The following is a 25,963-nucleotide window of genomic DNA, read 5'->3' on the forward strand; positions in this document are numbered from 1 at the left end:
TTATGGTCCATTCAAGATTGGAGAGACTCCATAACATCGAAAAACGACTAGAAGTTTTAACAAAATCAGCACTTCAAAGTCAAAACCAAAATACAAAGGATTTGATAATTGATGACGAAGAATTTCAATACATAATGTCATTATGTCCAGGAGGCACAAGGTACTGGAGAGATTTAAATTTAATTCAATACACTCAAAAGGATGGTAAATTTTTCTATACAATTGAAGCAGTAAATAAAATGCTAGTAGAAGAATTTGGAACATTAAAAAAAAAAGTAGAAGACAACAATCATATTTCGGTACCTATTGAAATGTTCATCGATGCTCAGAAATTTGGTTATCAAAAAGACTTATGTTTCTTTCTTTTTTTAAAACTTACTTTCACCGCAGGAAAGGTAAAATTAGATCAAAAAGGGTTATTGATTATTGAATTTCTGCTACAAATAAAATGCAGAAAAACATCACTTAAGTATATCCAACTACTGCTGGAGTTAAAATTCCTCACTTACAATGAGAGAACGGGATACTATACGATTAATTCATTTGACAAAATAAGACAATTTCACGACTGGAAAGTTCGATTGGCATTTCCAATAGACTACAATAGTTATTGTAAAATAAAAGCAGTTACAGGGGCGGTTATTTATGGTTATCTCCATAAGTATTTTTGGAGAAAAGTGAAGAGAGAGAAAAGCGTAACAGTAAAGGGGATTACCTATCATTTTCCTTCTCCAACTTTCAACTATAAAAAACAATTAGCCCCTGTTTCTGTTATTTATGTCAGCAAGTTTTTTAAAATGTCTAATGCAACAGCTTCAAGATTAAAGTCAGCAGCTTACAAAGAAGGATTTATCAAACTCAAAAAGAACTTTGATGATATTAATATGGATGTTTCTTTATTGGTGCAAATCCATAAATATGCTGGATTGAATAATAATATTGTTTATCATAAAGACGATTATAGATTACAGTTAGTTGATACTGTCTATCCTGTTTTTTATTTTATCAAAAGAACTAACCTGAAAACATAAAGAAAGGGGATTTAAAGGGGAAGTGAAATGAGGCGTTTTTAATTGCCTCATTTGCTTGCTCACATAGCACAACTAGGGGTACGATTATATTGATTCTAATATAGGTCCCATAATTACATAGTATTTCATTTATGGATAATGTTCTATAGTTACCACTTTTGATTAGACAACGGTCATTAAGATTTAAAATAATTCACTGCTTTACGGAAAACCTCAATCATCATAGGTTTTAATAGTTTAGATTTGATTTTTAACGATTAATTCTCAAACTATTTTTAGGTTTTATTATTCAAAACTAAAAAGATCATAGAAATGTAAAAATTTAATTTTAACAACGCATCAGACTAATAAGGTCCGTCTTTGTTAAATACAATCAAACTAACACAAACAGACGAAATGAAAAAATTTGAATTATTGGGCTTAGGATTATTGTTGTCAATCATATTAATTTCATGTTCTAAAGATGGTGATCCTAACCAAGTAGCTACCCAAGAAACTCTTTCAACGATATTGCCTAAAAAAGTAAATTACATTGAGAACATAGATTATGACAAAATAGGAAGAGATACGTATCTAACATATAATGGCAATAAACTGGTCAGTTCTATTTTGCATAATCGTTGGAAAAGCGTTTTTACTTATACGGGTGATTTAATAACGAAAATTGAAAATTTTGATTATGGTGTCCTTTTTAGCACAACAGATTATACCTACACTAATGGAAAGTTGGATTCAAGATTTATAAAAAATACTGAAGTCCAAAACCCATACTCTTATATGACTTATTATGTGCATAATACAGACGGCACAATATCTTATTCTTCAAGTAGTCGTAACGGAAAACTAACTTTCAAAGACGGCAATCTTATAAATGATGGCTATAGATCTTTTGAGTACGATACCAAAAACAATCCTTTTATAAATATTGTTGGTATTGGTGTTTTATCTATTGATGACGACAGTGAAGTAGACTTGAATGTTTCTAAAAATAATAGGATTAAAAGTAGTGAAAATGGCTATTCATCAACAAATTCTATAACTTTTAATTCAAATGGATACCCAACGGTAGATAACGGATTTTACAATGGTAGTACAACTGGGAATTCTTCTTATAAATATTACTATGAGTAAGCCAATATACAAACACCAAGATTTCATCATAAACAAAGACTACGAAAGAACAGAACAAAAAAGATATTGGTTAGAATTGACAATCAATAATGATTGCACTGAAAACATAATTGTAATAATGAAAAACCCTAGTAGGGCAACTTTGGAAGTTTCGGATAAAACAGTTTTTAATGTTTGTAATTACATCTTTAAAAACAAAAATGATAGGGCAGAATTAAAAAACATCGGTAAAATAATTATCCTGAACCTGATTCCTTTTTACGAAACCTACTCAAAAGAATTAGTCGCTCTGAAAGATGAAATCATAGATCTAGCAAATTTAGAAGTAATTAAAAATTATACGTCAAAAGATAGCAGAGTAATAATCGCATAGGGTAATCACCCAGATAGATTGTATAAGGAGTATGAAGTATTAAAACAAGAGGTTAATAATATTTTAAAAGATAACAATAACGACGTGTACTATGTCGATAAATTATCTGCTGCAGGAAATCCTAAACACGCGCAAATTTGGGGATATGAAAATGAGCTATTAAAATTTGAATTATAAAATTGGTAGAATTTACTTAAAAATATAAAAATTATTTTGATAATAAATTATGTAAATTTACTTTAAATAATATGTGATAATATATCACACAACACATATTGATTGTTAACTATTTAAAACAGAAATAAAATGATACATTGGTTTGGTGATACAATTTTGAGATTAGATAAAATAAATGCAATTCAACATAACTCAGTTTCCGATTCAGGCCCTACAAATATTGTAAATATTTATCTTGATGATGCAGCAGGAAGCCGTATCGATGTTGTATTTTGGGATTACGAACAAGCTTCAGATAGCGTAAGTAAATTAAACGATTTACTTGAAGATTTATATTTTCAAAAAACAAATTCAAAATAAACATCTAACACTACTTAAGTGCTTAATAAATGATTTTGATATGGCTTTACAGAACATAGAATGCCCAAAATGTGATACGATAATAATTTCACAAATAGGCTTGCCCAAAAAAGCTTCTTCCTATGATGATTGTTTACGAAAATGCGTGAAATGCAATCTTGGTTATTCCAATGCGAAAACTAATCCAACATTAATTTACAAGTATTATAAAGATAATATTCCAGAATTATTGAGACAAGATATAGATTTCGCGTTAGATAATTCTATTAGTCATATTAATAAAGTGAACAAGAGAATTAAATTTGGCTTTTCAACATCAGAGGACGCTTTAACTTGGACCTTTTTTAATTATTTTGTTTTAAACAATAGACTCCAGGATTTACTAAAAATTCTTAATATAGATAGTGATGATACTTCGGATTATGACGTTTATCTCTGGGGTGTGAACATCTGTTCTAAAACATTAAATACGGAGTTAAACCAAAGACTTAAAGCTGCATCTATTCTATTCAAAGAAAATTTAAAAGGAAGGACGGAACCGGATGTAATAATTAATTTAAAGGATAAGTTAGTTTTTATTGAGGTAAAATACAAAAGTCCTAATGATATTCAAACTAACATCGAAAAGTTTAAAAAATACTCAATTAATGATTATGATATTGATAGCTTGGCTAAAAACGGATTATACGAACTATATAGAAATTGGGCATTTGTTTCAGAATTGAGTAAAGGCAATAAATTTGAGTTAATCAATTTGGGATTTAATAAACACTTTGGAGGTAAAAATAAAGCTAAACTTGAAGAATTCGAGAAATTAATAGAAACAAACAATGGTAAATTTGTACAATTATCCTGGAAACAGATTTTCGATAAATTAAGTGAACACGAATATGATCAATGGTTTTTAGATAAGTTAAATTCAAAATAGCATCAAAACTCTTAAAGGTTATTTTAGAAAAGACAATTTATACTTAATAAGTTATGGCAGAAATAATACGCAGCAGAACCATCAGACCTTTGACAAGACTTGAAAAATCAAAAAGTTATAAAATTGACACCAAAACAATTTCTCGAGGAGATACTTTGGTTGTAAACATAGGCCACGAAACAAAATCCTTTTGCAAGACTTTCAAATTCAATGGAGCTGACGTTGCTCATAAAGATAGCATAAGTTTTAGAGTAAACGATTTTGGAAATTCAATTGATATTAGTTGGAGTGGAGCAATACCAACTGGAACAACAAATATTTACATAAAGACTGGATCTTCAGAAAAAGCAAATAAAAAAAAAGCTGTCAATGAAGTTTCTAGTCCAACTTTGATAAATGCTAAAACTTCGTTCGAATCAATTTCAAACTCAGAAACAACCATTTTGATTTTAGGTACTTTACCTGGCGATAAATCTTTCGAACTTGGAGAATATTATGGACATCCAAGAAATAAATTTTGGAAAATCATTTCAAAAATTACTGGAAATGATTTACCTGAAACATATTTTGATAAAAAGCTACTTTTACTGAATTCTAAAATTGGTGTTTGGGATGTCGCTCACAAAGCAAAAAGAAAAGGTAGTCTTGATATTGCAATCGAAGATGAAGAACCAAACGATTTAATTGATTTCATTGAAAGACACAAAAAATTAAAGGTAATAGGTTTTAATGGATTAAAATCGGAAGTACTTTTTGATAAATACTTTAGTAGAAATGATAAAATCACATATGTTTCTTTACCTAGTACTAGCCCTGCTAATACAAGTAATACTTTTGAAAATATTTGTAAAATATGGCAGCAGATCGTCAACAATAACTCATAATTTAAATAATTTAAATTCAAAATGTGGAAAAACGTAAAATAGTCATATTTTGATAGTTTAAATTTGTTAATAAAATAGGTTAATAATATGTTCAATATATTGCACTTAATATTATTATTATCATGTATATTTGATACATAACAAGCGAGGACAACGCTATACAAACTGTAATAGATTATGAAACCAACAAAAGAAGGACAAATAGCAAAATTTCACACACCACTAGCCGGAGAAAATCCAGAGCAATTATATGTGGTATTAGAAGTGATTCAAGACGACGAAAGACCAAGAGCCGATATACAGGCGCTCAACACAGGCTTACCATTTCCACCTATTAATAAAGTTCGCTTAGACGATCTGGAAGTCGTTGAAGTGAGTACTCAAGATTTAATCGGACATTATGTAACAATTAATAAAACTGATTATTCACAAGTGGAAGGTAGAGTAAGTAAAGTTAGCGAACAAAAAATAGTAGTAGATCTTTCTAAAGGTGTTCATGGTACTGAAACTAATGTTTGGCTTACGGTTATTGATAATAACGGAGTAGAACACTTAGGAACCTTATTTGTTAATCCAGAGTAGTCAATTGAAAGAGCACGCAATTATAATAAAATCATCATGAGCACATACATAAATGGAGAAGAGAAATTAAAGCATCCATACTATAAACTGATGGAATTGAGAGACGACGCTTTGGAAACAGAATTAAATTCTTGGTCCAGATTAGATTTAATAGAATGGCTTTGTTGGAATGACCGAAATGGTGTTTACAAAGACAATGAATCGTTACAAGAGTTTGGTAATACAGTTAGTAAAGAAGAAGCAATTGAAATTATTACAAGACAAATTACAGAAGCATAATAAATGAGTAATACAAAATCTCAAATTACAGATTTGAAAATGGAGAATTATCTTCATGATTGTCGTTTGAAAATGGGTGAAACCATTCGTGAAATCAGAGAGAAGAGAGGTTATAGTCAAGATGAATTAGCAGCCATAATGGAAGTAAATCGTTCTACAATCTCTAAAATTGAAAACGGAAAATTTAGTTTTAGTATAGATTATCTTTCCAAGTTTTCATGGTTTTTAGATTTCGATCTTTCAGTAGTTGATAATAAAGAAATAAAATTAAAATAAATAATGGCATTAAATTATATTGATTTATTTGCAGGTGCAGGTGGGTTGTCAGAAGGATTTAAAAGAGCTGGATTTAATCCAATAGCTCATGTTGAGATGAACAGTCACGCTTGTAATACCATAAAAACAAGAATGGCCTATTATCATTTAAAAGATAATAATCAGGAAAATATTTACCTAGAATATTTAAAACAGAATATTGATCAAAAACAATTTTGGGAAAGTGTTCCAAATGAAGTTTTGAATACAGTTATCAATACTGAGATTTCAGATGATACTATTACAGAAATTTTCAATAAAATTGATTCTCATAAGGATAGTAAAAATGTCGATTTAATTATTGGGGGGCCTCCATGTCAAGCTTACTCTATAGTTGGAAGAGCCAGAGATCCAAAAGGCATGGCTGATGATCCAAGAAATCATTTATACCTTCATTATGTTAAGTTTCTTAAAAAATACAAGCCTAAAATGTTTGTATTTGAAAATGTTCCCGGAATTTTATCCGCAAAGAATGGAGAATTCCTAGAGAAAATAAAGGAAGCTATTGATGAAGCAGGCTACATAGTAGAACACAAAACATTGACTTCAAAAGATTTTGGTGTACTTCAAAATCGTAGAAGAGTAATTTTAATTGGTTGGAAAAAAAATAAAAATTTAAAATACCCAACATTTGATAATTTTCCTATGCAGGGAGAAATCATGAAAGATTTATTTTATGATTTACCAAAATTAAAACCAGGAGAAGAAAAAGCGCCAGCCAGTTATACCAAACCAATTAATGAGTACTTAAACCTTTCTAAAATCAGAAATGGAATCGATTTTACCACCCAGCATGTAGCACGAAATCATAATGAAAGAGATTTAGAAATATACCGTACTGCAATTGATTTATGGGTGAATAAAGGGAAAAGATTGAGTTATGCTGATTTACCTACAGAACTAAAGACACACAAAAATGAAACTGCTTTTTTGAACAGATTTCAAGTTGTTGACCCAAAAGGCGTTTGTCATACCGTTGTGGCTCACATTTGTGCTGATGGACATTATTACATCTATCCAGATTTAAAACAAGTACGTTCAATCTCAGTAAGAGAAGCTGCCAGAATTCAATCATTCCCAGATGATTTCTTTTTTGAAGGAGGGAGAACCGCAGCATTTAAACAAATAGGTAATGCCGTACCACCACTAATGGCAGAAGGAATTGCTAATAAAATAAAAGAAATGATATGTCAGAAATCTTAAAAGAAAAGCATTTTAATCCAAAAGCCCATATTTTAACTTTGCTTGGAAATGAACTTATTAAGAGCCCTATTATGGCAATATATGAGCTTGTTAAGAATAGTTATGATGCTGACGCAGAAAATGTTAGTGTTAGATTTAGAGATATTGAAGATCTTAGCAAGGCTGTAATTATTATAGAAGATGATGGTATAGGAATGACTTCCGAAATACTTGAAGATGTTTGGTTAGAGCCTGGTTCAGATTTTAGAAAACCTATCAATAAAGAAACAGGTTTAAGGCAAATAATAAAATCATCAGTTTTTGGCCGGATACCTATGGGGGAAAAAGGAGTTGGAAGATTTGCTGTTCACAAACTTGGCAGTGAGATTTTTCTTGTTACAAGACCTTTATTAATAAAATTTAAAGAGAACAGAAGTGAAATTCTTAGTTCAGAATTAGCAAACTATGAAATACATCTTTATATTAATTGGAAGGACTTTAATCAATCAAAACATTTATCTGAAGTGCCTATCAAATGGAAGATAAAAAAAGATCTTAATGAATTTAGATTCAAAGAAAAAAGTGGTACTTACATTCGCCTTAGTGGATTAAAAGAGACTTGGACTAAGGGAATGGCAAAAGATTTAAAAGGACAAGTCATTTCAATGTTATCTCCAAAAATAAAGGAAAATTCTTTTAAAATTAATTTAAATTTCAATAACGACTGGCTTGCTGATTTTCCTTCAGTAAATTCTATTTTAAATGATGCGCCATATAAAATTACAGCACTCATTGATTCAGAATATAATTTAAATTTTGAATACGAATTTAAACTAAAAAATAAAATAGAAATAGGCCAAAGAAAAATATTAAATGACCCTAATTATAATAAAAGTATAAAAGGACAAATAAGGCAGTTTTATAGAAAATATCTTGAAAATAAGGAATTTGATATTGAAACAATAGAGGAAATGTTAGAAGAATTTGATGATAAAGAGTTGCCAATTGGTAATATATTTTTTGAATTTTATTCATACGATCTTGATGCAACTTCAATGAGAGATTATACTGACGATTCAAAAGTTGTTAGGGAAATGTTGAAATTACATTCAGGAGTAAAAATTTTCAAAGGTGATTTACGTGTTTACGATTATGGTGAACCAAATAATGATTGGTTAGGTTTGGATTTGGAACGTGTTCAAAACAAAGAATGGTTCTCTAATAATCAAAATATTGGATATGTATATTTAGATCCAGAATCATCAAATGGTTTAATAGAAAAAACTAATAGAGAGGGGTTTATATCAAATGAGGTATACGATTTATTTTATATTATTCTTAAACAGATACTAACTGATTTTAAAACTACACGTTCAGTTGATAGAGCAAAATGGTTAAGATTTAACAAAAAAGGATCTATAAATTCATTTGATAATAGAATAACGAATTTTAGAGCAATCATTGAAGATACAGATTTTACTGATATCGAAAAAAAGAAAAAATTAATTGAGGAAGCTGAAAAACTTGAAGAACGATACGAAGAAGATAAAAAAACATTATTGATTCCAGCCGGTGTTGGCATGACGGCTTCTGTTGCTTTACACGAAATAGAGAAGCTTGTACCTCGGATGCAAGAAACTGTAAAACCAATATTGATAGATAAAAAAATCATTTCTGAGCAAGTTGAAGAATTGAGACAATATACAAATGGGATTTTATCTGTTTTAAGAAAAGGAGGAGATAAGGAAATAAGTATTGAAGAATGTTTGAAAATATCATTTTCTAACTACAAATTAAAAATGAAAGTTAGAAAAATAAACTATGAGATAAGCATCGACAAATCAGTCGATATTATTAAAAGTGATAAAAGATATTTTATTACTATGATTATGAATATCATTGACAATAGTATTTATTGGCTTGATACAATATATAATGATAATAAAGGTATTTACGTTAAATCTTTCAAAGAAGATAATTCAACATGTTTACTTTTTGTTGATAACGGACCAGGTTTCAAAGATGAAATAAATGACATAGTTAGGCCTTTTTTTTCAAGAAAATCCGATGGTATCGGGATAGGTTTATATTTAATTGATACAATAATGATGCACTATGGTAAGGTCGATATAGTTAAAGATCATGAAAAACTGGATGAACTAGGGGTTCCTTTTAATTATAGAGGTGCAGCCTTAGTTTTAAAATTTAATAAATTAAAATAATATGATAGATTTTGGTCCACAAATAGCCATAGTAGATGATAATAAAAATGAAATCCAAGGCATTTTAGATTACTTAGAATCTCATAATATCGGTTGTAAATATTTTAATGCTGATATTACCGAGGATAATTCTCCTGAATTTCCGCTCGAATCTGTTGAATTAATTTTTTTAGATTTATATTATACAAAGGACTTTGACCCAGTTAGATGTGCTCAATGGATTGATGATATTATTCCGGATAAAAAATTATATGAGTTAGTTGTTTGGTCTAAGGACAGTCACTTAACCGATGCTTTGCTTGAAGTTTTATTTCAGATCGGTAAACTTCCAAGGTATTGTATAACTAAGCAGAAAAACAAATATGATGACATTAATGGAATAGAAAGATTATTAAAAGAAATTAAAGAAGAAGTAAAGTCCATAAATAAAATTAAAGTTGATGATTTTATTTCTGAAATAATAGAGATTACTGAAGACCATGTAGTGTTAAATTGTCTTCTTGATGATGAAATAAATTTTTTTCAGATTAGAAAATTTGAAAAAACTCCTTTGAGCCATTTTAAAAAATTTGAAGAGGGGGCTTACTTACTAGTTAGAATAACAACAAGTGTAGGACAAAGAAATATTGAATTTATTGAACTATTTGATGACCATTCAGGAATTTTTGAGCAAAAAAATATTTTTTTAAAATTTAAAGGAACACCAATTCAAAATCCAAAAGGGAATGACTAAGATTATTTTTAAAGATGTTGGTCAGGGTGATTCGATAATTATAGAGTGGCTGGATGATAATCAAGAAAACAAAATTGGCATAATTGATTGTAAAAAAAATAATTCTTTAAACCCCATTTTAAAACATATTCAAGACACTAATGTTACTCATATTGAGTTTATAATTCTTTCACATCCACATAGGGATCATTACTCAGGTTTGAAAGAATTATTGGTATATTGTTATGATAATGAAATAACTATCGGAAGCTTTTTGCATACATTAAATAATGATATAGAAGTTGAATATTGGACTTACTTTGAACCAAACCTTACTAATGCATTAGAGCTTGCAGATGTGTTTGACATAGTAAATAAAAGTTACAACGTTAACTTAAATGAAATCGTTAAGTTGAGTGTAGGATATACTATTCCATTAAATAAAACTGATTATCTAAAGTGTTTATCACCATCTCATTTAGAAATAACAGAATATCTAAAAGCATTAAAGTTTATACCCATAGAACATAGAATGAAGAGAAGTAAAGTTGCAAATTTACTATCAAGTTTATTCAAACTAAAACTAGGAGACAAATACATTCTTTTAACATCTGATGTAGAAAAAATATCCTTTGACAGAGTTAAAAATAAAAATTCAAACCTTTTCCATGATAAAATAAATGTTTTATCACAAATTCCTCATCACGGCTCTGACACTAACCATGAACCAAGTTTTTGGTCACAATTAATTTTAAATGAAACTAGTGAAGCTGTTATTTCTGCTGGCGAACACAAATTGTATATGCATCCTCATTTCAATGTTATAAATGATTTTAGTGGTATGGGGTATAAAATAAGTTCGACTAATGTTATTAATGGTATGGAAGAGTTTGTTGAAATTATTAAAATAAAATCGTTAACATTAGATACAGATAGTTTAATAGCAGAGGAGTATTATCTATCAGGAGATAAAATTTTCAATTTATAACAAATTGTATTTTGTAATTTAAACAAGCTAATTCATGCACCAATACAAAGCCGAAAACGCCAAACCAAATCCAAAATCTACAATCAATTCTTATAGAAGTTTTGGATATAACTTATCCACAGCAATAGCCGATATTGTTGATAATAGTATCTCAGCTAATGCAAATAGAATAACTATAGATTATTTATGGAAAGGTAAAGATTCATTTATTTCAATTCTTGATAATGGAAAAGGAATGAATTTAGAAGAGTTGATTATTGCAATGACACCTGGAAGCAAAGATCCGGAAGATTTGAGGGATGAAAAAGACTTGGGTAGATTCGGTATGGGATTAAAGACTGCTTCTTTTTCCCAATGCAAAAGACTGACAGTTGTTACAAAAAAAGAAGGTTTCAATACGATAAAACGATGCTGGGATATTGACTTTATTAATCAGGAGGAAGAATGGACTTTATTGGATTTTATTTCTGACGAATCCTATTTAAAAAAAGTAGATGAATTGTCAAGTGGGACTCTTATAATTTGGGAATCTCTAGATCGTATTGTAGGAAATGCTAATGAAGAAAATGAATCAGTAAAAAACGCATTTTACCAAGAAATGATAACGGTTAAAGAACATCTTGGTCTTGTTTTTCATAAATTCATAGAAAGTAAAAAAATTAAGCTGATTTCAAATACTTATGAAATTGATGCTTGGAATCCGTTCCTTTTAAATTTAAATCCAAAACCAGAAATGGGGCAAACAGAATTACTTCTTAATAATGTTGAAGTAACCTATTTCATACTGCCACACATGTCAAAAATCAGCACTGAAGATTATGAAAAATCTGGTGGTCCTTTAGGTTGGTACCAGCAACAAGGTTTTTATGTTTATAGGGGTGATAGATTATTGGTTTCAGGAGATTGGTTAGGAATTGAAAAGAAAAGGGAATATTCAAAATTAGCAAGAATAGCGATAAACTTTCCCAATGCAAATGATTTCGACTGGAATTTAGATATAAAAAAATCTACAGCAATGCCTCCTATTGAGATTAGAAAGGAATTATCCAGAATAGCAAAAATTGCAGTTATGAAGTCTGCTAAAATTTACAATTGGAGAGGCCAGAAAACAATTTCTAATGAAAATGGAAATGCGTCATTTGAAAGCTTATGGAAAGACGAAACCAATAGAGAAGGAATTAAAAAATATAAAATAAACAAAAAGCACCCGATAATAAAGCAGCTGTTGGAATCAGATAATACGAATAAATTATTTTCTAAAGCTTTGAAATTACTTGAAGAAAATATTCCAGTAGAGTTAATTTTATATAATCAAAACGAAGATCCTTCATTTCATGAATTGGAGAAAATCACAGAAAAACCAAGTGATGATTTAATTAAATTAGCAGTAGAATTATTTGAAATATATAAATCTCAAGGGATCCCGGAATCATTATCACGTCAACAAATAATGAACGCAACACCATTTAATTTTTTTCCTTTAATCAATGATTATTTAAAATGAACGATATAAAACATTCCGCAAGAGCAATTGCACATACACTACTAAATCACGAAAAAACCAAAGGCGAATTAACAGAGGATATAATTAAACAAATTATTGAAAAGGTTTCCATAATAAACATTGACCCAACTAAACCAATAGATAAGGACGATTTATTTGAAATATTAATGGCGGATTTCAGTATTGGTAAAGGATCAATAACAATGTTGTCTGAAGATGTAGAGCCTTGGGTAAAAGAAAATAAAGTAAACATCAATTGGGAACTCTGGCACAGATATAAATCCTATATGGCTGAAAAAGACCCTTCTTTTCCAGTCAATGATTTAGATGATTTTACAGAAAAAATTTTAGATAAATGTGTCAATCCAAAAACAGAAGGTTCATGGGATAGAAGAGGAATGGTTGTCGGACACGTTCAATCTGGTAAAACATCAAATTATGTAGGCCTTATTAATAAAGCAACTGATGCTGGATACAAGGTAATTATTGTTATTGCAGGTACGATTAGCTCTTTAAGAAGACAAACCCAAGAAAGAATAGATGAAGGTTATATTGGACGAAGTAGTTCTGCTTTTATAAATAATAATGGGGAAAATAGAATTATAGGTGCTGGTAAATATAAAGTGGGTACTGATATTTATTCTTTATCATCTTCTTATTACAAAACGGGTGATGAAGGTGATTTTAATCAAGCAATTGCTAATAGATTGAATATACCAATTGGAAAAAATCCTGTAGTTTTTGTAATCAAAAAAAACAAAGGTATTCTTGAAAATCTAATTGACTGGTTTTCTAAAAACGATAACATTAAAACAATAGACGGTCATCCTAAATTATTTGATGTGCCGGTTTTAATAATTGATGATGAAGCAGATGCAGCTTCCGTTAATGCTTCAAAAGATATTAATGACATTAAGACAATCAATAAATTGATTCGAACATTATTAAATGTTTTTGATCAAAATACTTTTATCGGATATACTGCAACTCCTTATGCTAACTTATTTATTTCTCAGGAATATAATAGTGAATTAAAAACATTAGTAAAAGGAAAGGAATATTTAATTGGTGATGATTTATTTCCTAGGGATTTCATAATAAACATTAAAGCTGCAAAAAATTATATTGGAGCTGCGAAGGTTTTTGGGTTAGAAGATCCAGTGACCGGAGAATTTAATGAGCCTCTTAATGTATTTAGAAAAATTGATGATTATGACCCTCCTTTTTTTAAAACAATAAATAAAAACAACAAAGACGATCTGCCGGAATACTTACCGAAAAGTTTAGAGTTGGCTATAAAATCATTTATTCTGACATGTACAATCCGTAGATTAAGAGGTCATGAAAAAAAACATAATTCAATGTTAGTTCACGTCGCTCTATATGTAAAATGGATTGATCGAGTTGCATTATTGGTAAATGAAAAAATCAGAGAATTTAAAAATAAAATCGAAAGTAATGATGGGAAATTCATTGAGGAATTAAAAGAATTATTTGAAAATGATTTTGAACCAACCACGATAAGCACTTTAGAAAATCTAGACTATACTGATGTAAGACTAAAGAATCACCTTTGGGAAGATGTAAGATCGGAATTAAAAAACGCAGTATCTAAAATTGATGTGAGGTCAGTTCATGGAACAAGGTCTACAACTAACTTGGAATATCATAACATAGAAGAAATTGACTACGGTAGGTATGAAAATGGCTTGTCTGTTATTGCAGTTGGAGGAAGCAGACTTGCTAGGGGAATTACCTTAGAAGGCCTTTCTGTTAGTTATTATTTACGAACTACTAAAATGTATGATTCCTTGATGCAAATGGGAAGGTGGTTTGGATATAGACCAGGTTATGTTGATTTATGCAGGCTTTTTACAACAGAACAAATTTATGAGTGGTTTAATCACATTACAATGGCTACCGAAGAAATGAGAAATGATTTCGATGAGATGACCGTAACCCACCAGAAACCTAAAGATTTTAGGCTAAAGGTCAGGAATCATCATGGATTAATGACGATAACTAGTGTGGCTAAATTATATTGGGCTCAAAACATTTCCATTTCATTTTCAGGCTCAAATCCGCAAACATACCAATTACTAAAGTCTGAATATGCAATTAAAAATAACTTCAAAGTATTTGAGAATTTGATATCTGAAATTGGTTTTCCGCTAGAAATAAACCGCCTTAAAAAAAAGTCAGGAAAAATAAAATATCTGTTTTATAAAAATCAAAAAATAGATGATATATGTGGATTTTTAGACAGCTATAAAATTGATCAACCAAACATAAAAAATGGAACTTTAACAGATTACATAAAGGCCCAAAATAAAAACAACAACATTTCTAATTGGAATATTTGTGTTGTATCAAACACAGATGAAAAGGTTTTTATAGACTGGAATGGGACAGCTTCAAAAGAAGGAAGAAAGCCCAATGAGGACGTACAGGAATATCAATTAAAATATCAAAATGAAATAATTAAATTGGGGTGTAGTATTCGTAATCAAAAAGGGATATCACGATCTAGTGAAAATTATTTAATTTCAAAAAACCAAATTGATGATTTAAAAGATAGACAAGTTGATTTGTCTATAAACGACTTATTAACAAATGAGCAAATTAAGCTTCAACGATCAAAAGAGAAAAAAGGTCTTTTGTTAATTTATGCCCTTGACGATAGAGGGACTTCAAATGCTGATTTTGGAGTACCAATAATAGGTTATAGTCTGCATTTTCCAAAAGTTGACAACGAAGTTAAAGTTTCATATATGGCTACCACAAAAGATGATTTTGAAAATGAGCCTATGGATGACGATGATAATCCTGAAAACGAATAATTATGATAGACATTAAATCCATGTGGGCTAATCAAACACCTACAGATGAAATTATAATTAAAACCAGAATTGAAGAAATACCTCAGTTCAAATGTTTTGCAGCAACAGACCATTTGACTGGTAATCATATATTTATATTAGAAACTTCAAAGAATACAAAAATTCCCGGATTTAAAAATTTCAAATTCAAAGGACTCTTAATACATGTTTTTGATTTTGATGACTCACAAGAGTTGAATATTTATCTTTTAGATAATCAACTTAAAGACATCTTTAGTTTATTTATCGAAAATATTTTAGAAGAGGTTTCTACTTGTGTTACAGAAAACGAAGCACTACTTGAAACTTCAAATGTAGTCTTAAAATGGAAAAAATTATTTGATAAGATTAGCTTTCAGGGGCTTACTTTAGAAAGTCAAAAAGGATTAATAGGAGAACTTTTATTATTCAATTCTTTTTTAGATGAAAATTATCCTGTTGACAGCTTGCTTGAAAGCTGGACTGGTCCAGATTATGAAGACAAAGATTTTTTATTTGGATCTAAAGGGATTGAAGTGAAATTTACATCTTCAAAAACTCCAAAAATAAGAATTACAAGTGAAAGGCAATTAGATGCTCAGAATTTGTCTCATTTGTATTTAATTCTATATGGTGCCGAACAAGTAAAGGACAGAGGGTTTTCACTTAACTCAATAATTGAACAAATCCGGAATAAAATAGCAGGCAATCATAGTGCACTGAAGTTATTTAATGAAAGATTAATATTGGTTGGCTACTTTGATGAGGATTTTGAAAACTACGATAGTCAATACGCTCTCAAAATGAATTATAAATATTCAGTTGATAATGATTTTCCAAAACTAGTTTCTTCAGACCTAGCTACTGGAATATATAATGCTTCATATTATATTGAATTATCTGCAATAGAGTCTTTTATGGTAAATGTTGAATCAATTATTGAATTAGTAAACTAATGGTAAAAGGATTAAAAAATTATATTGAATCAATACAATCTGATGTAGCTGCATTAGTGTATTCAGACGGTGAAGGTGCTAGTTTTGAAGATAAATTCACTGAACATTGTCTTGAGATTTTGGATGGCGCAGGAAAGTCTGAAGGCGCAAGTGTATTATCCTATATTCATCCAGACTCACAAGGAAGAATAGATTGGAAACTAAATGGATACTGTTTAAAGGACGAATTTAAAGATGATGATAACAAGGTGTATTTTGAAACTTTAGATCTTTTTATTACTCATTTTAATCACACCACTTATGATTTTAATATTCAAAAAAGTGATTTTGATAAGAATATAAACCAAATCAAAAAATTTATAAATGCTGCCCTCAAAGGTCATATAGATTATATTGATCCTGCACAATCGGAATTAAATGCATTATTAAAAATAATAACAAAACAAAAATCAAACTTCATCAGAATAAATATTTTCTTGTTAGTCAACGGAAATTCAAATCATAATCTTGAGACCACTACTATAAAAGGATATGACGATCTAAAAATTTATATTCATGTTTGGGATATTCAAAGATTTTATAAATTAAATGAAAGCTCTAGCAATAGAGAACCGATAGAAATTAAATTCAAAGATTTCTTGACAAATAATCTACAAGGAATTCAATGTCTTAAAGTACCTGATTTAGATGAATTGTATGAATGTTATTTAGCAATTATTCCAGGTGAAGTTCTCTCAAACTTATATGATTTATATTCTAATGAATTATTAGAAAGCAATGTACGAGCCTTTCTAGGACAAGCAGGAAAATATAATAAAGGAATTAGAGATACGATTAGAGATAAGCCTCAAATGTTTTTGCCATATAATAATGGAATCACTGCTACTGCTGAAATTGTTGAAACAGAAATAATTGACAACCAACTTTATCTAACAAAGATGAATGATTTTCAAATTGTTAATGGTGGGCAAACTACAGCTTCACTATTTCACACCGCAAGAAAATATAAAGATGCAGATATTAGCAAAGTATTTGTTCAAATGAAATTGACAGTAATTAAGGATATTGATCAAAAGAATATTGAAGTTCCAAATATTGCCAAATATGCAAATAGTCAAAACAAGGTCACAGATTTAGACCTATCGTCAAATAATCCATATTTTGTCCAAATTGAATCATTATCTAGAAGAAAATATGTTGCTGATTTTAATAATAAATCTAAATCAACATTATGGTATTTCGAAAGAGTAAATGGTCAGTATAGAGAATCCTTAAATAAAATAAAAGACAAAAAACAACAAAATAAATTTAAGGAACAAAATCCGACAAATCAAAAATTTGTAAAATCTGAAATTGCTAAATATATAAATATTTGGGAATTAGAACCTCATTACGTATCACAAGGAGCTCAGAAGAATTTTATTCATTTTACTAAAAAAATAAATGAATTAGTAAAGAAGAATAAAATGCCAAGTGAAAATTTTTATAAAAAGTTAATTGCAAATGCCATACTTTTTAAAACAGTAGATAAACTATTTGGTAGAAAGAATATTGATGCCATTGGTGACACGAACTTAAAATCATTCACTGTTGCCTATACCTTATCATATTTTTATTATCTAACCGAAAACAGACTTGATTTATGGAAAATCTATGAGGAACAACGTATTGATACTCGAATTATTAATGAATTACAAAAACTGATTGTTTTTGTTTACAATCATTTGGTTAGGGCTTCAAACAACTCTTTGATTTCAGAATATGCAAAAAGAGAATCTAGTTGGAAACTATTAAAAGAAGAGAACTATAAATTTAGTATCGATAATTTTATCGATTGCTTTGTTACTGCAGATTTAGTTATTTCAAGGGATATTGAAACAGAAGAGTTAGACAATAAATCAGAAAACAATTTGATGAATATTACTCAAATACTTGGCTTTGGTAATAAATTTTGGGATGGTATGTCGAAATATATTTTAAATATTGATGAATTTAAATTAATGTCTACAGATGTTTGGGAAATTGCAAATAAAATTAAGCGTTCAAAAAATCTAAATACAAGGGATATTTCTATCGGAAATAAATTTATAGCATACATTGAGGATAACCAAATTAACATAGACCAGATTAAATCACTATCCAATGAAATTGAAGTTGATGTTATCGATATTAAAGCAATTTATGATAGATTAAAACTAATCAGCAAGAATGATTGGGCCAAGATTTTCGATTTAGGAGAGCAAACAAAAATATTTGAAAACAATGAACTCTCAAATTTAAAGTCGGTCAATAAATCTATTTCTAAAAATGAAAGTATTAAAGAAATAAATATCATCAATGCTTTGAAATCAGTTAAGAAACTGACAAAGTTTGGTTTAAAACATTAGTTCAAAATGGCATATAATCATTCATATACTATAACAGTTGATAATAATTTATCTGAAAAAGAAGCGATATCTTTTTTATTGTCAACTGATATTAACTTTATAAATCCTGATAAAGAGAGTAGAAAAATAATAATGAATCTATTAAATATAGATAAGAAATTCGCTAGAGCATTTGATTTAATATTAATTCCTGGACATACTAATTTAGAACAGATAATATCATTACAAAATGTAGATAATATAATTTTAATTGAGTTGAAAACTACTAAAAAGAAGCTTTTAAACAATCCAAAAGGTTTCTTTTTTGGTGCAACAGAAAGTGAATTTAAACTAGCAAGTCAGTTAGGGGATAATTATAAATTCTGTTTTGTTTCCCTGCATCCTGAATCAAAAAGCTATACTTTGTTGACTCTTGATGAACTAAACTTAATTATTAAAACTAAAAGAATTCAATTTCAAATTAATTTATAATATTGCATTATTGTTTTAGTACAACAAGACGAGCAATCAAGCGGTCTCTCTGCGGTCGTTCCCTTTGTTCCGTTCGGCTGTTCCAGTCGGTCAACCTTATGTTTTTATAAGAACATTTTCGGTAATTAGGCAATTTATTATTTCAATTCAATAGCTAGGTTTCCCTCCATTCCACAGGCACTTCACAGCACTACAAAAAAACAGCAGCTTGAAAATAAGCAACTGTTTTTTTGCACTGTTTCGTTCCTCATCTTCACACGTTCTCTTCCTGCGTTCGGTCGGGCTTACGCATCCACAATACAGCTTCATTTCGTTTCACTCCGTAAACTACGCTACACTATATTCCAGCAGTATTATGTGTGCCGCCCTTAGTTTTTTCAGCGGTTGCTCCTTCGCACAGCCATCGGGGTTGGCTCGCTTCACCATTTGCATATAAGTCACTTTTGTGTGAACTATTTGTTTAAAGTTCATTTTCACTTCTTTACTAAAAAGTCGCTATGCCCTAAATCAAGGAACGCCACAAGGCTATCTTTTATTTTTTCCCCGCCGTTTCACGCTTCTATCCCTTCTCTATACTTCGCTAAAGCTACGTGTCGTTCTCGGTCTAGAGTGGCTGTTCGATTGCCGCAACCCCGCCACTGCGCTCCTCACAATAAATAATCTCCGCTACCGCTACAATTATTTTTGCTGCGGTGCTTGGGGGTGTTTGATCGCCGCTTTAACCATGAAATTTTCAGCAGGAAGTGCATACAAGGGAAGTAGGACACAATAAAAAAAGAAAATAAAGTTAAGCTGCGGTTTCAAAAAGTAAAGTTCAAGCCCTCCGGGTTTTTAAAAAAATCTCCACCCTTCAACCTGAATTCATTTCAGGTCCTTTTTTATAAACCTATATCCGCTTTCCAATACGTTTTGGATTATAATTCGGGTAGTATTTTTTCAAAAAAACTTGACTCCATTTGAAACCTTCGCCGCAAGGACGACTTTCTTTTTTTCTTTTTTTTCTTTGGAAAATAATCAGAAGAAAAAAACATAATGAATTGACGGTTCTGTAAAATCAAAACCTGATTCAAAAAATCAGTAAAAAATTATACTTATAGTTCAATACAGTATTCTTTTACTCTCTTTCCGTCCAATATTTCTGTATATTTGATTTATCTGATTAATAAATATGTCTGTCAAATTTCAAATTAACGACCCTTCTTTAGAATCTCAATGGAGAGCTATTATTCTATTTGGTAAAAATTCGGCCACTTATAAATTTGCTTTTGCAAAGGCTTTATTGGAGATAATCGAAAAAGAAAAGACAACTATATCTCTTGATGAATTAGCAATTCCGTTTTCTAAAAACATCGTCAGTCATCTAAGACTAAGTGATAAACAAGGTAATAGTCAGTCCAGCCAATTTCTAAATTCGTGCAGAAAGTTTGTTAAAGATGAGGTAACGGAATCAAATTTGATTGAAACGACAATCAAATTGGGTTTTGTAAATGTGGTTGATGCATTTCAAAATGTAAATGGTGATGTGATTCCAAATCCTTTTTATGAAAAAAATTACGTGGGTGGCAAAAAAGAAATAATTATTACGGACAATCTTTTAAAATTAAAAGAGATGTTTCAGTACCAAAACTTCGAGCAAGAAGTGGAGGCTCGCTGGAACCTTGTCGAAACCGCCTGGAACTTAAAAATAAACCCTAATCTTCTGGAAGTAAAATATGATGAAGATAGATCCTTATTCTTTATCGAAAATGATTTTATGCGACGCTATGACATTACCTCGGTACGGGATTCCTTAAATGGCTATCAAAAAGGAAAATGCTTCTATTCATCACAAGATATTTCAATTTTAAAAAAGGATCCCAATATCTGCCAAGTAGATCATTTTTTACCACATTTAAACAAAATAGCACACTCTAAAAATGATGCAAATATAAATGGAGTATGGAATTTAGTTTTAGCCGATAGTTCTGTTAATTCTATAAAAAGTGCTCGCATACCAGAAAGAAGATTTTTAGAACGTCTTTTCAATAGAAATGAATTTTACATTGAAAGCAAACATCCTCTTGCAGAAACAATTATCAATCAAACAGGAAGGAATAAAGAACAGCGTCGATTATTTCTGGAAAAACAATATAACATTGCTCTAGCCAATTCAATCCATATCTGGAAACCTGAAAACGAATTAATAGGTAACTTCTAATGAAAAACTTTTTAGAAATCGAAAAAGAAAGGATCCTCTTTAAAGGGGAGCACTTTTTTATAATAAGAGATGCATTTCCTGTTTCACCCGGTCATTCCCTTATTATAAGCAATGATCTAAAATCGGATTATTTTGACCTAACTCTTGGAGAACGGAAAAATTTAGACGAGTTAATTGTAATAGCAAAGAATTTAATAGAAAACGAGTTCAAACCTGATGGCTACAATATTGGTATGAACTGCGGAGAAACTGCTGGACAAACTGTGTTTCACTTTCACTGCCATCTTATCCCCAGATATCAGGGAGACATGGAAAACCCTAGAGGGGGTGTTCGTAATTGTATAAAGGGCAAAGGTGATTATTAATGATATGACGAATTATTATGAATTATGTTTTCGTTAGTTTAATAACTGCATCTTTTTCGTACATTTAATTTGTCAAGCGAAAACGTAAGGTGCAGATAATCAAGGATAATTAAAAAAAATTGATTTTAAAGCTTATTGGAGGTTTGGTTTTTTGCTTTTGAAATATCAATGTCCCGTAAAACACCTCTAGGTCAGATCTACGCATCTTTTAGTATTAAAACTTCGAGATCAATAAAAAACAGAAAAATATGAATAACGAAAAATGGGCTGAAATATGCTATTTACTTTCAGAAAGTGTACAACCTGATATTAGTGAAAACGCATTTGAAAAAAACATTATTCAAGCGCTAAGGGTTTTAAATTGGAAACAATTTTTGAATGATTTTGATATTCGTCCATCATTTCAAGTTGGAGCATCTAATAGAATTACGCCAGATTTTGTAATGAAATCTGCTGAGCAAAATAAATTGTTTGTTATAGAAATTAAACAACCCAATATTCCTCTTAATTCAAATTTTCAACAACAATTATTCTCATATATGAGATATTTGAAATTAGAGTATGGAATTTTAATTGGGCAAAGTATCCAAATATTCTATGACGGTGATTTGGTTAAGCAAGAAGATCCGGTGTTACTTGAAACAATAAAATTTGAACACAGTAATGAAAGAGGACTTACTTTTGTGGAATTATTTGACAAGGAAAATTATAGTAAGGATGCATTAAAAGACTTTACATTAAATTCTTTAAAGAAAATCAACCTTAAACAAGATTTTAAAGAACTCACAAATAAAATTATTTCAGGCGATTTCATCGCAAGACTAAATGAATTAGTTAAGCAAGATTTTATTAGTGAATACGATGGTGAGTTAATAGATTCAGTTCTCAAGGAATTAAAATTTGAAATTACTGAAAAATTTAATCCGGTTAGGGCAGTAGAAACTCCCAGAAGACAATTTGCTCAACCCAAAGACTCTAATTACAGTAGTACCATTTTACCGATAGAGTTAAACCCACCTGGAGAATACGAATTTAAAAGAAAATTACTTGCAGCGAAAAAAGCATACATAACAACATTTTATGCAAATGGTACCAACGATAGAAAATTGTGGAATGCTAATAGTTTTAAAGAAAGCTCACTTGTATTAGGTAATATAAGATCAAGACCTCAATTCCGTAATGGGAATTGGCAAGAATTAGGAATTATAAAAGTATTTGTGTCAATCGATTCATGAAAACGGGCATTAAACCGTCTTAATTATAGAAATGATTATTATTGGACTAAATTGCTTGGATCATAAAGTGGAGAAAATACAATCGTAATTCCATATTTTATGAAAAATCATACCTGATATTACTTCCTTTACACATTTCAAAAAAGGTAATTAGCCACGTTAACGACATGACTTTTGACATAGTACAACGAGTTCATCGCCATTTTCAACTCAAAGAACAATTTTAAAAAGATGGAGATTTAGTTAAAATATTGGAAATAAAGTGATTGGAAGTAGAAATAAAAGAAGCTTATAAGTAGGCATTTGAAAGTTGGTAAATGTAAAATTCTTGTTAAAAAACGTTACATTTATGACTTAACAATTTAACAATGACAAGAAAACTCAATTTCTACTTAGTAACTACTATGCTTTTTTTAATAATAACTTCATGTACTAAAGACACGGGTACAGATTCTTTGATTGAAGATAAATTGGAAACAATGTCAGGAAAAGAAATATTAAGAGAATTATTGATTAAAAATGATAATGACGTTAACCAATTAGCCAGAATTTTTGAATGCTCACCAAGCTCATTAAAAAGAATAGTAGATGGTGAAACATTTGCTACTCCAGAAGCTGAAAAACAATTCAAAAATATATTAAATCAAACTTTAGTAAGTAAAGATAAATCTTTAGATGATTTAGATCTTAATAGAGATGCTTGGTCTTATAAAATAAAACATTTTTTCGATAAATATTACCTTTGGTTTATAGGTGCTTTCGTCATAGGTGTCCTAATGTTTTTTGGTGGAGAAAAAGACGGAGAATCCGGGTGTGGCTGCATTTTTGGGATTTTACTGATATGCCTAGTAACATATGTTATAATATATTTTTGGTTTGATGACCAAACTTTAGCTGTTGACAAATTCAAAAACACATACGATCCAATATGGGAAATTTTAAAATAATAATGAAATTCAACTTATATATTTTATTAATATTAATATTAATTCTTTCTTCTTGCAATCAAAATAAGTTAGATTTATCAGAGTCAAATCAAGACTACCATCTAACAAAAAGTATTGTAGATTTGGATGAATCCGTAGATTTTATTGAAACTTCTAAAGAATTCGAATTAAAACACAATGAAATGTTTCAACAAGATTTACAAAGTAAATCAAAGGAATATTATGATAATGTTATACAATCATTTGTAGAAGAAGAAACTGGTTTTTTTAAATTATTTGGTGAATTGTGGGATAGAGTTTTTAAATCGGAAAACGAAAGAAAATTGCTGTGGAAATTAAAAATTGAACGTTATTTTAGAACTACTTCATTTTTAACCTACATTAGAAATGAAGTTTCTATATATACAGAAGGTGTTAATAATCAACGTAAAAATGGAGTTTCTAAAGTATTAGGCGCAAAACACGATTCAAACTTGTATATGCCTCTAATTGAAGGAAGTTCTTTTAATGCTAATAATGAAACTGTTGAAAAGATTATCCGTAAAATTAATGAAGAAATAAATGATCAGTTAATGGATATACCAGCTGATGGGATTTTAACAGGTATTATATTAGGTATTATGGCCTTTGTAGCAGTATTGTCGACTTTCGTTAAAAAAAGTATAGGTTGTTTTATAACGATTATTTTTCTTGTTGTGTTTTTTGTACGAAGTAATATGAGGCAAAGTGAAATGAAAGATATTCTAAAGACAGAGTGTTATAAAACACTAAATAGTACTAAAATTGAATATTTAGATAAACTCAACAAAAACACAATCGGATATTATTCCCAACTTCAAAAATTGATTTATGAAACAAATAATTAACCGTAAAATTATCTTGTCGTTATCTCTTGTGCTTTTGGTTACTTCATGCAGAAAAGCAACAAATGAATTTATTGAAAAAACAGGCTTAAAAGAAGTAGGTAGTGAAGTTATCGGTAATATATCACTGAAAGAAATAAAAACCGGAATTTCTAAAAATTTATTCAAGAAAACTGTAAGAGAATTATCTGAATCTGGTTTATCAAAAGAAACCTCTAATATAATTTCAAAAGAGTTTAGCGAAGATTTAATTTTAAAATTATCAAAAGATATAGCCGAAAAACCTTCTTTTTTAAAATTAATAAATGAAAATCCTCTTTTTGTTTCAAGCTATAAAAAATTACAAGACTTCCCACAGCATAGATTAAATCCTTCATACCTTTATCAGACAAAACAATGGATAAATAAAGGTTCAAAAGGACAATTAATTATTGACATTCCTAAAAACATCAATAAAAAATATAAAAACAGTGTACTAGAAGGAATTCAATTTACAGAAAGAACAATTAATTATAAAGAAGTAAGTTTTAAAGGAGTTTTTCCAGATTTTTCTAAACATAGCGCTTTTTCAACTTCTTTACCTGAGAAATATTATACTTATAATGATAATAATACCTTTGATATTTGTAAAAATGCCCTTAGGAAGGAATATGAAAAAAATCCGCCAAAAATAGAACAAATACTCCGTGACCTCAATAGAGGAAAAGTTTATAAATCTAATGGGGTAGTACTTAATGAAGAGGAGATGCTTAAAAAGCAAATTAAAGATATTCTTCAAGAAAATTCAGGACAACAGAAAGGACGAATTTTCGGTTTCACGTGGCATCATAATGAAGCGGTTGGCCGAATGGATTTGGTAGCCGATGATATCCATAAGAAGGTTAAACATGTTGGAGGTAATTCTATTTGGGGTGGTGGTTCTACCTGTAGATGATATTTTTTTAATTCACATATCTATTCCACAATTCAAAAAAACACTGTTTTTCGAGAGGATAAGAAACAAACAACAGCACTTT

Annotated in this window: 24 protein-coding genes; all 24 read left to right on the forward strand. The window is 29.6% G+C overall.

Annotated features, from left to right (window positions below):
* Nucleotides 1-2 precede the first annotated feature (2 nt).
* Complete coding sequence (locus tag H8R22_RS14485; RefSeq protein ID WP_187011111.1) at nt 3-1,031, forward strand: hypothetical protein; 1,029 nt, start codon at nt 3-5, stop codon at nt 1,029-1,031.
* 360 nt (nt 1,032-1,391) lie between these two features.
* The gene (locus H8R22_RS14490) at nt 1,392-2,162 is read left to right on the forward strand and encodes a hypothetical protein (protein ID WP_187011112.1); all 771 of its coding nucleotides are present in this window, start codon (nt 1,392-1,394) and stop codon (nt 2,160-2,162) included.
* Nucleotides 2,155-2,535 (forward strand): DUF1643 domain-containing protein, encoded by a 381-nt coding sequence (locus H8R22_RS14495; protein ID WP_187011113.1) that lies wholly within the window; start codon nt 2,155-2,157, stop codon nt 2,533-2,535. The genes H8R22_RS14490 and H8R22_RS14495 overlap by 8 nt, the downstream gene beginning before the upstream one ends.
* Before the next feature lie 306 nt (nt 2,536-2,841).
* On the forward strand, nt 2,842-3,072 hold the full coding sequence (locus H8R22_RS14500) for a hypothetical protein (protein ID WP_187011114.1): 231 nt from the start codon (nt 2,842-2,844) through the stop codon (nt 3,070-3,072).
* Between the two features lie 40 nt (nt 3,073-3,112).
* Nucleotides 3,113-4,000: a hypothetical protein gene (locus H8R22_RS14505; RefSeq protein WP_187011115.1), complete on the forward strand. Its 888-nt coding sequence runs from the start codon at nt 3,113-3,115 to the stop codon at nt 3,998-4,000.
* Between the two features lie 53 nt (nt 4,001-4,053).
* Nucleotides 4,054-4,884, forward strand: a complete 831-nt coding sequence (locus H8R22_RS14510; protein WP_187011116.1) for a DNA-deoxyinosine glycosylase — start codon at nt 4,054-4,056, stop codon at nt 4,882-4,884.
* 177 nt (nt 4,885-5,061) lie between these two features.
* Nucleotides 5,062-5,466 (forward strand): hypothetical protein, encoded by a 405-nt coding sequence (locus tag H8R22_RS14515; RefSeq protein ID WP_187011117.1) that lies wholly within the window; start codon nt 5,062-5,064, stop codon nt 5,464-5,466.
* Nucleotides 5,467-5,502: 36 nt separating this feature from the next.
* On the forward strand, nt 5,503-5,745 hold the full coding sequence (locus tag H8R22_RS14520; protein WP_187011118.1) for a hypothetical protein: 243 nt from the start codon (nt 5,503-5,505) through the stop codon (nt 5,743-5,745).
* Nucleotides 5,746-5,748: 3 nt separating this feature from the next.
* Entirely contained in the window at nt 5,749-6,021 is a 273-nt protein-coding gene (locus H8R22_RS14525; RefSeq protein ID WP_126576322.1) for a helix-turn-helix domain-containing protein, read from the forward strand.
* A gap of 3 nt (nt 6,022-6,024) precedes the next feature.
* Nucleotides 6,025-7,263, forward strand: coding sequence for a DNA cytosine methyltransferase (locus H8R22_RS14530; protein ID WP_187011119.1), 1,239 nt, complete (start codon nt 6,025-6,027; stop codon nt 7,261-7,263).
* Nucleotides 7,248-9,464, forward strand: a complete 2,217-nt coding sequence (locus H8R22_RS14535) for a sensor histidine kinase (protein ID WP_187011120.1) — start codon at nt 7,248-7,250, stop codon at nt 9,462-9,464. The genes H8R22_RS14530 and H8R22_RS14535 overlap by 16 nt, the downstream gene beginning before the upstream one ends.
* A 1-nt stretch (nt 9,465) precedes the next feature.
* Nucleotides 9,466-10,197, forward strand: a complete 732-nt coding sequence (locus H8R22_RS14540) for a hypothetical protein (protein ID WP_187011121.1) — start codon at nt 9,466-9,468, stop codon at nt 10,195-10,197.
* Entirely contained in the window at nt 10,190-11,164 is a 975-nt protein-coding gene (locus H8R22_RS14545; protein ID WP_187011122.1) for a ComEC/Rec2 family competence protein, read from the forward strand. The genes H8R22_RS14540 and H8R22_RS14545 overlap by 8 nt, the downstream gene beginning before the upstream one ends.
* Nucleotides 11,165-11,198: 34 nt before the next feature.
* Complete coding sequence (locus H8R22_RS14550) at nt 11,199-12,668, forward strand: ATP-binding protein (RefSeq protein ID WP_187011123.1); 1,470 nt, start codon at nt 11,199-11,201, stop codon at nt 12,666-12,668.
* Nucleotides 12,665-15,508: a Z1 domain-containing protein gene (locus tag H8R22_RS14555; protein WP_187011124.1), complete on the forward strand. Its 2,844-nt coding sequence runs from the start codon at nt 12,665-12,667 to the stop codon at nt 15,506-15,508. Before H8R22_RS14550 ends, H8R22_RS14555 begins: the two co-directional genes overlap by 4 nt.
* A 2-nt stretch (nt 15,509-15,510) precedes the next feature.
* Nucleotides 15,511-16,482, forward strand: a complete 972-nt coding sequence (locus H8R22_RS14560) for a PD-(D/E)XK motif protein (protein ID WP_187011125.1) — start codon at nt 15,511-15,513, stop codon at nt 16,480-16,482.
* Nucleotides 16,482-18,869 carry an AIPR family protein gene (locus H8R22_RS14565; protein WP_187011126.1) on the forward strand — a complete coding sequence of 796 codons (2,388 nt, stop codon included), beginning with the start codon at nt 16,482-16,484 and terminating at the stop codon, nt 18,867-18,869. Before H8R22_RS14560 ends, H8R22_RS14565 begins: the two co-directional genes overlap by 1 nt.
* Before the next feature lie 6 nt (nt 18,870-18,875).
* Complete coding sequence (locus tag H8R22_RS14570) at nt 18,876-19,340, forward strand: hypothetical protein (protein WP_187011127.1); 465 nt, start codon at nt 18,876-18,878, stop codon at nt 19,338-19,340.
* 1,168 nt (nt 19,341-20,508) lie between these two features.
* Nucleotides 20,509-21,537 (forward strand): HNH endonuclease family protein, encoded by a 1,029-nt coding sequence (locus H8R22_RS14575; protein WP_187011128.1) that lies wholly within the window; start codon nt 20,509-20,511, stop codon nt 21,535-21,537.
* Entirely contained in the window at nt 21,537-21,902 is a 366-nt protein-coding gene (locus tag H8R22_RS14580) for an HIT family protein (RefSeq protein WP_187011129.1), read from the forward strand. The genes H8R22_RS14575 and H8R22_RS14580 overlap by 1 nt, the downstream gene beginning before the upstream one ends.
* Before the next feature lie 248 nt (nt 21,903-22,150).
* Nucleotides 22,151-23,137, forward strand: a complete 987-nt coding sequence (locus H8R22_RS14585; protein WP_187011130.1) for a type I restriction enzyme HsdR N-terminal domain-containing protein — start codon at nt 22,151-22,153, stop codon at nt 23,135-23,137.
* A 368-nt stretch (nt 23,138-23,505) separates the two neighbouring features.
* Nucleotides 23,506-24,084, forward strand: a complete 579-nt coding sequence (locus H8R22_RS14590) for a hypothetical protein (RefSeq protein ID WP_187011131.1) — start codon at nt 23,506-23,508, stop codon at nt 24,082-24,084.
* Between the two features lie 2 nt (nt 24,085-24,086).
* Nucleotides 24,087-24,950, forward strand: a complete 864-nt coding sequence (locus H8R22_RS14595) for a hypothetical protein (protein WP_187011132.1) — start codon at nt 24,087-24,089, stop codon at nt 24,948-24,950.
* On the forward strand, nt 24,934-25,881 hold the full coding sequence (locus H8R22_RS14600) for an HNH endonuclease (RefSeq protein ID WP_187011133.1): 948 nt from the start codon (nt 24,934-24,936) through the stop codon (nt 25,879-25,881). Before H8R22_RS14595 ends, H8R22_RS14600 begins: the two co-directional genes overlap by 17 nt.
* Nucleotides 25,882-25,963: the final 82 nt, after the last annotated feature.

The organism is Flavobacterium kayseriense (assembly GCF_014305095.1).
Taxonomy (GTDB): Bacteria; Bacteroidota; Bacteroidia; order Flavobacteriales; family Flavobacteriaceae; genus Flavobacterium; species Flavobacterium kayseriense.

Bases quoted from the DNA above. Each gene is read 5' to 3' on its own strand.
- H8R22_RS14495 (WP_187011113.1), top strand. From the start codon at position 2,155: ATGAGTAAGCCAATATACAAACACCAAGATTTCATCATAAACAAAGAC.
- H8R22_RS14525 (WP_126576322.1), top strand. From the start codon at position 5,749: ATGAGTAATACAAAATCTCAAATTACAGATTTGAAAATGGAGAATTAT.
- H8R22_RS14590 (WP_187011131.1), top strand. From the start codon at position 23,506: ATGACAAGAAAACTCAATTTCTACTTAGTAACTACTATGCTTTTTTTA.
- H8R22_RS14485 (WP_187011111.1), top strand. From the start codon at position 3: ATGGTCCATTCAAGATTGGAGAGACTCCATAACATCGAAAAACGACTA.
- H8R22_RS14530 (WP_187011119.1), top strand. From the start codon at position 6,025: ATGGCATTAAATTATATTGATTTATTTGCAGGTGCAGGTGGGTTGTCA.
- H8R22_RS14555 (WP_187011124.1), top strand. From the start codon at position 12,665: ATGAACGATATAAAACATTCCGCAAGAGCAATTGCACATACACTACTA.
- H8R22_RS14570 (WP_187011127.1), top strand. From the start codon at position 18,876: ATGGCATATAATCATTCATATACTATAACAGTTGATAATAATTTATCT.
- H8R22_RS14560 (WP_187011125.1), top strand. From the start codon at position 15,511: ATGATAGACATTAAATCCATGTGGGCTAATCAAACACCTACAGATGAA.
- H8R22_RS14550 (WP_187011123.1), top strand. From the start codon at position 11,199: ATGCACCAATACAAAGCCGAAAACGCCAAACCAAATCCAAAATCTACA.
- H8R22_RS14565 (WP_187011126.1), top strand. From the start codon at position 16,482: ATGGTAAAAGGATTAAAAAATTATATTGAATCAATACAATCTGATGTA.
- H8R22_RS14515 (WP_187011117.1), top strand. From the start codon at position 5,062: ATGAAACCAACAAAAGAAGGACAAATAGCAAAATTTCACACACCACTA.
- H8R22_RS14545 (WP_187011122.1), top strand. From the start codon at position 10,190: ATGACTAAGATTATTTTTAAAGATGTTGGTCAGGGTGATTCGATAATT.
- H8R22_RS14585 (WP_187011130.1), top strand. From the start codon at position 22,151: ATGAATAACGAAAAATGGGCTGAAATATGCTATTTACTTTCAGAAAGT.
- H8R22_RS14575 (WP_187011128.1), top strand. From the start codon at position 20,509: ATGTCTGTCAAATTTCAAATTAACGACCCTTCTTTAGAATCTCAATGG.
- H8R22_RS14600 (WP_187011133.1), top strand. From the start codon at position 24,934: ATGAAACAAATAATTAACCGTAAAATTATCTTGTCGTTATCTCTTGTG.
- H8R22_RS14505 (WP_187011115.1), top strand. From the start codon at position 3,113: ATGGCTTTACAGAACATAGAATGCCCAAAATGTGATACGATAATAATT.
- H8R22_RS14500 (WP_187011114.1), top strand. From the start codon at position 2,842: ATGATACATTGGTTTGGTGATACAATTTTGAGATTAGATAAAATAAAT.
- H8R22_RS14580 (WP_187011129.1), top strand. From the start codon at position 21,537: ATGAAAAACTTTTTAGAAATCGAAAAAGAAAGGATCCTCTTTAAAGGG.
- H8R22_RS14510 (WP_187011116.1), top strand. From the start codon at position 4,054: ATGGCAGAAATAATACGCAGCAGAACCATCAGACCTTTGACAAGACTT.
- H8R22_RS14520 (WP_187011118.1), top strand. From the start codon at position 5,503: ATGAGCACATACATAAATGGAGAAGAGAAATTAAAGCATCCATACTAT.
- H8R22_RS14535 (WP_187011120.1), top strand. From the start codon at position 7,248: ATGTCAGAAATCTTAAAAGAAAAGCATTTTAATCCAAAAGCCCATATT.
- H8R22_RS14595 (WP_187011132.1), top strand. From the start codon at position 24,087: ATGAAATTCAACTTATATATTTTATTAATATTAATATTAATTCTTTCT.
- H8R22_RS14540 (WP_187011121.1), top strand. From the start codon at position 9,466: ATGATAGATTTTGGTCCACAAATAGCCATAGTAGATGATAATAAAAAT.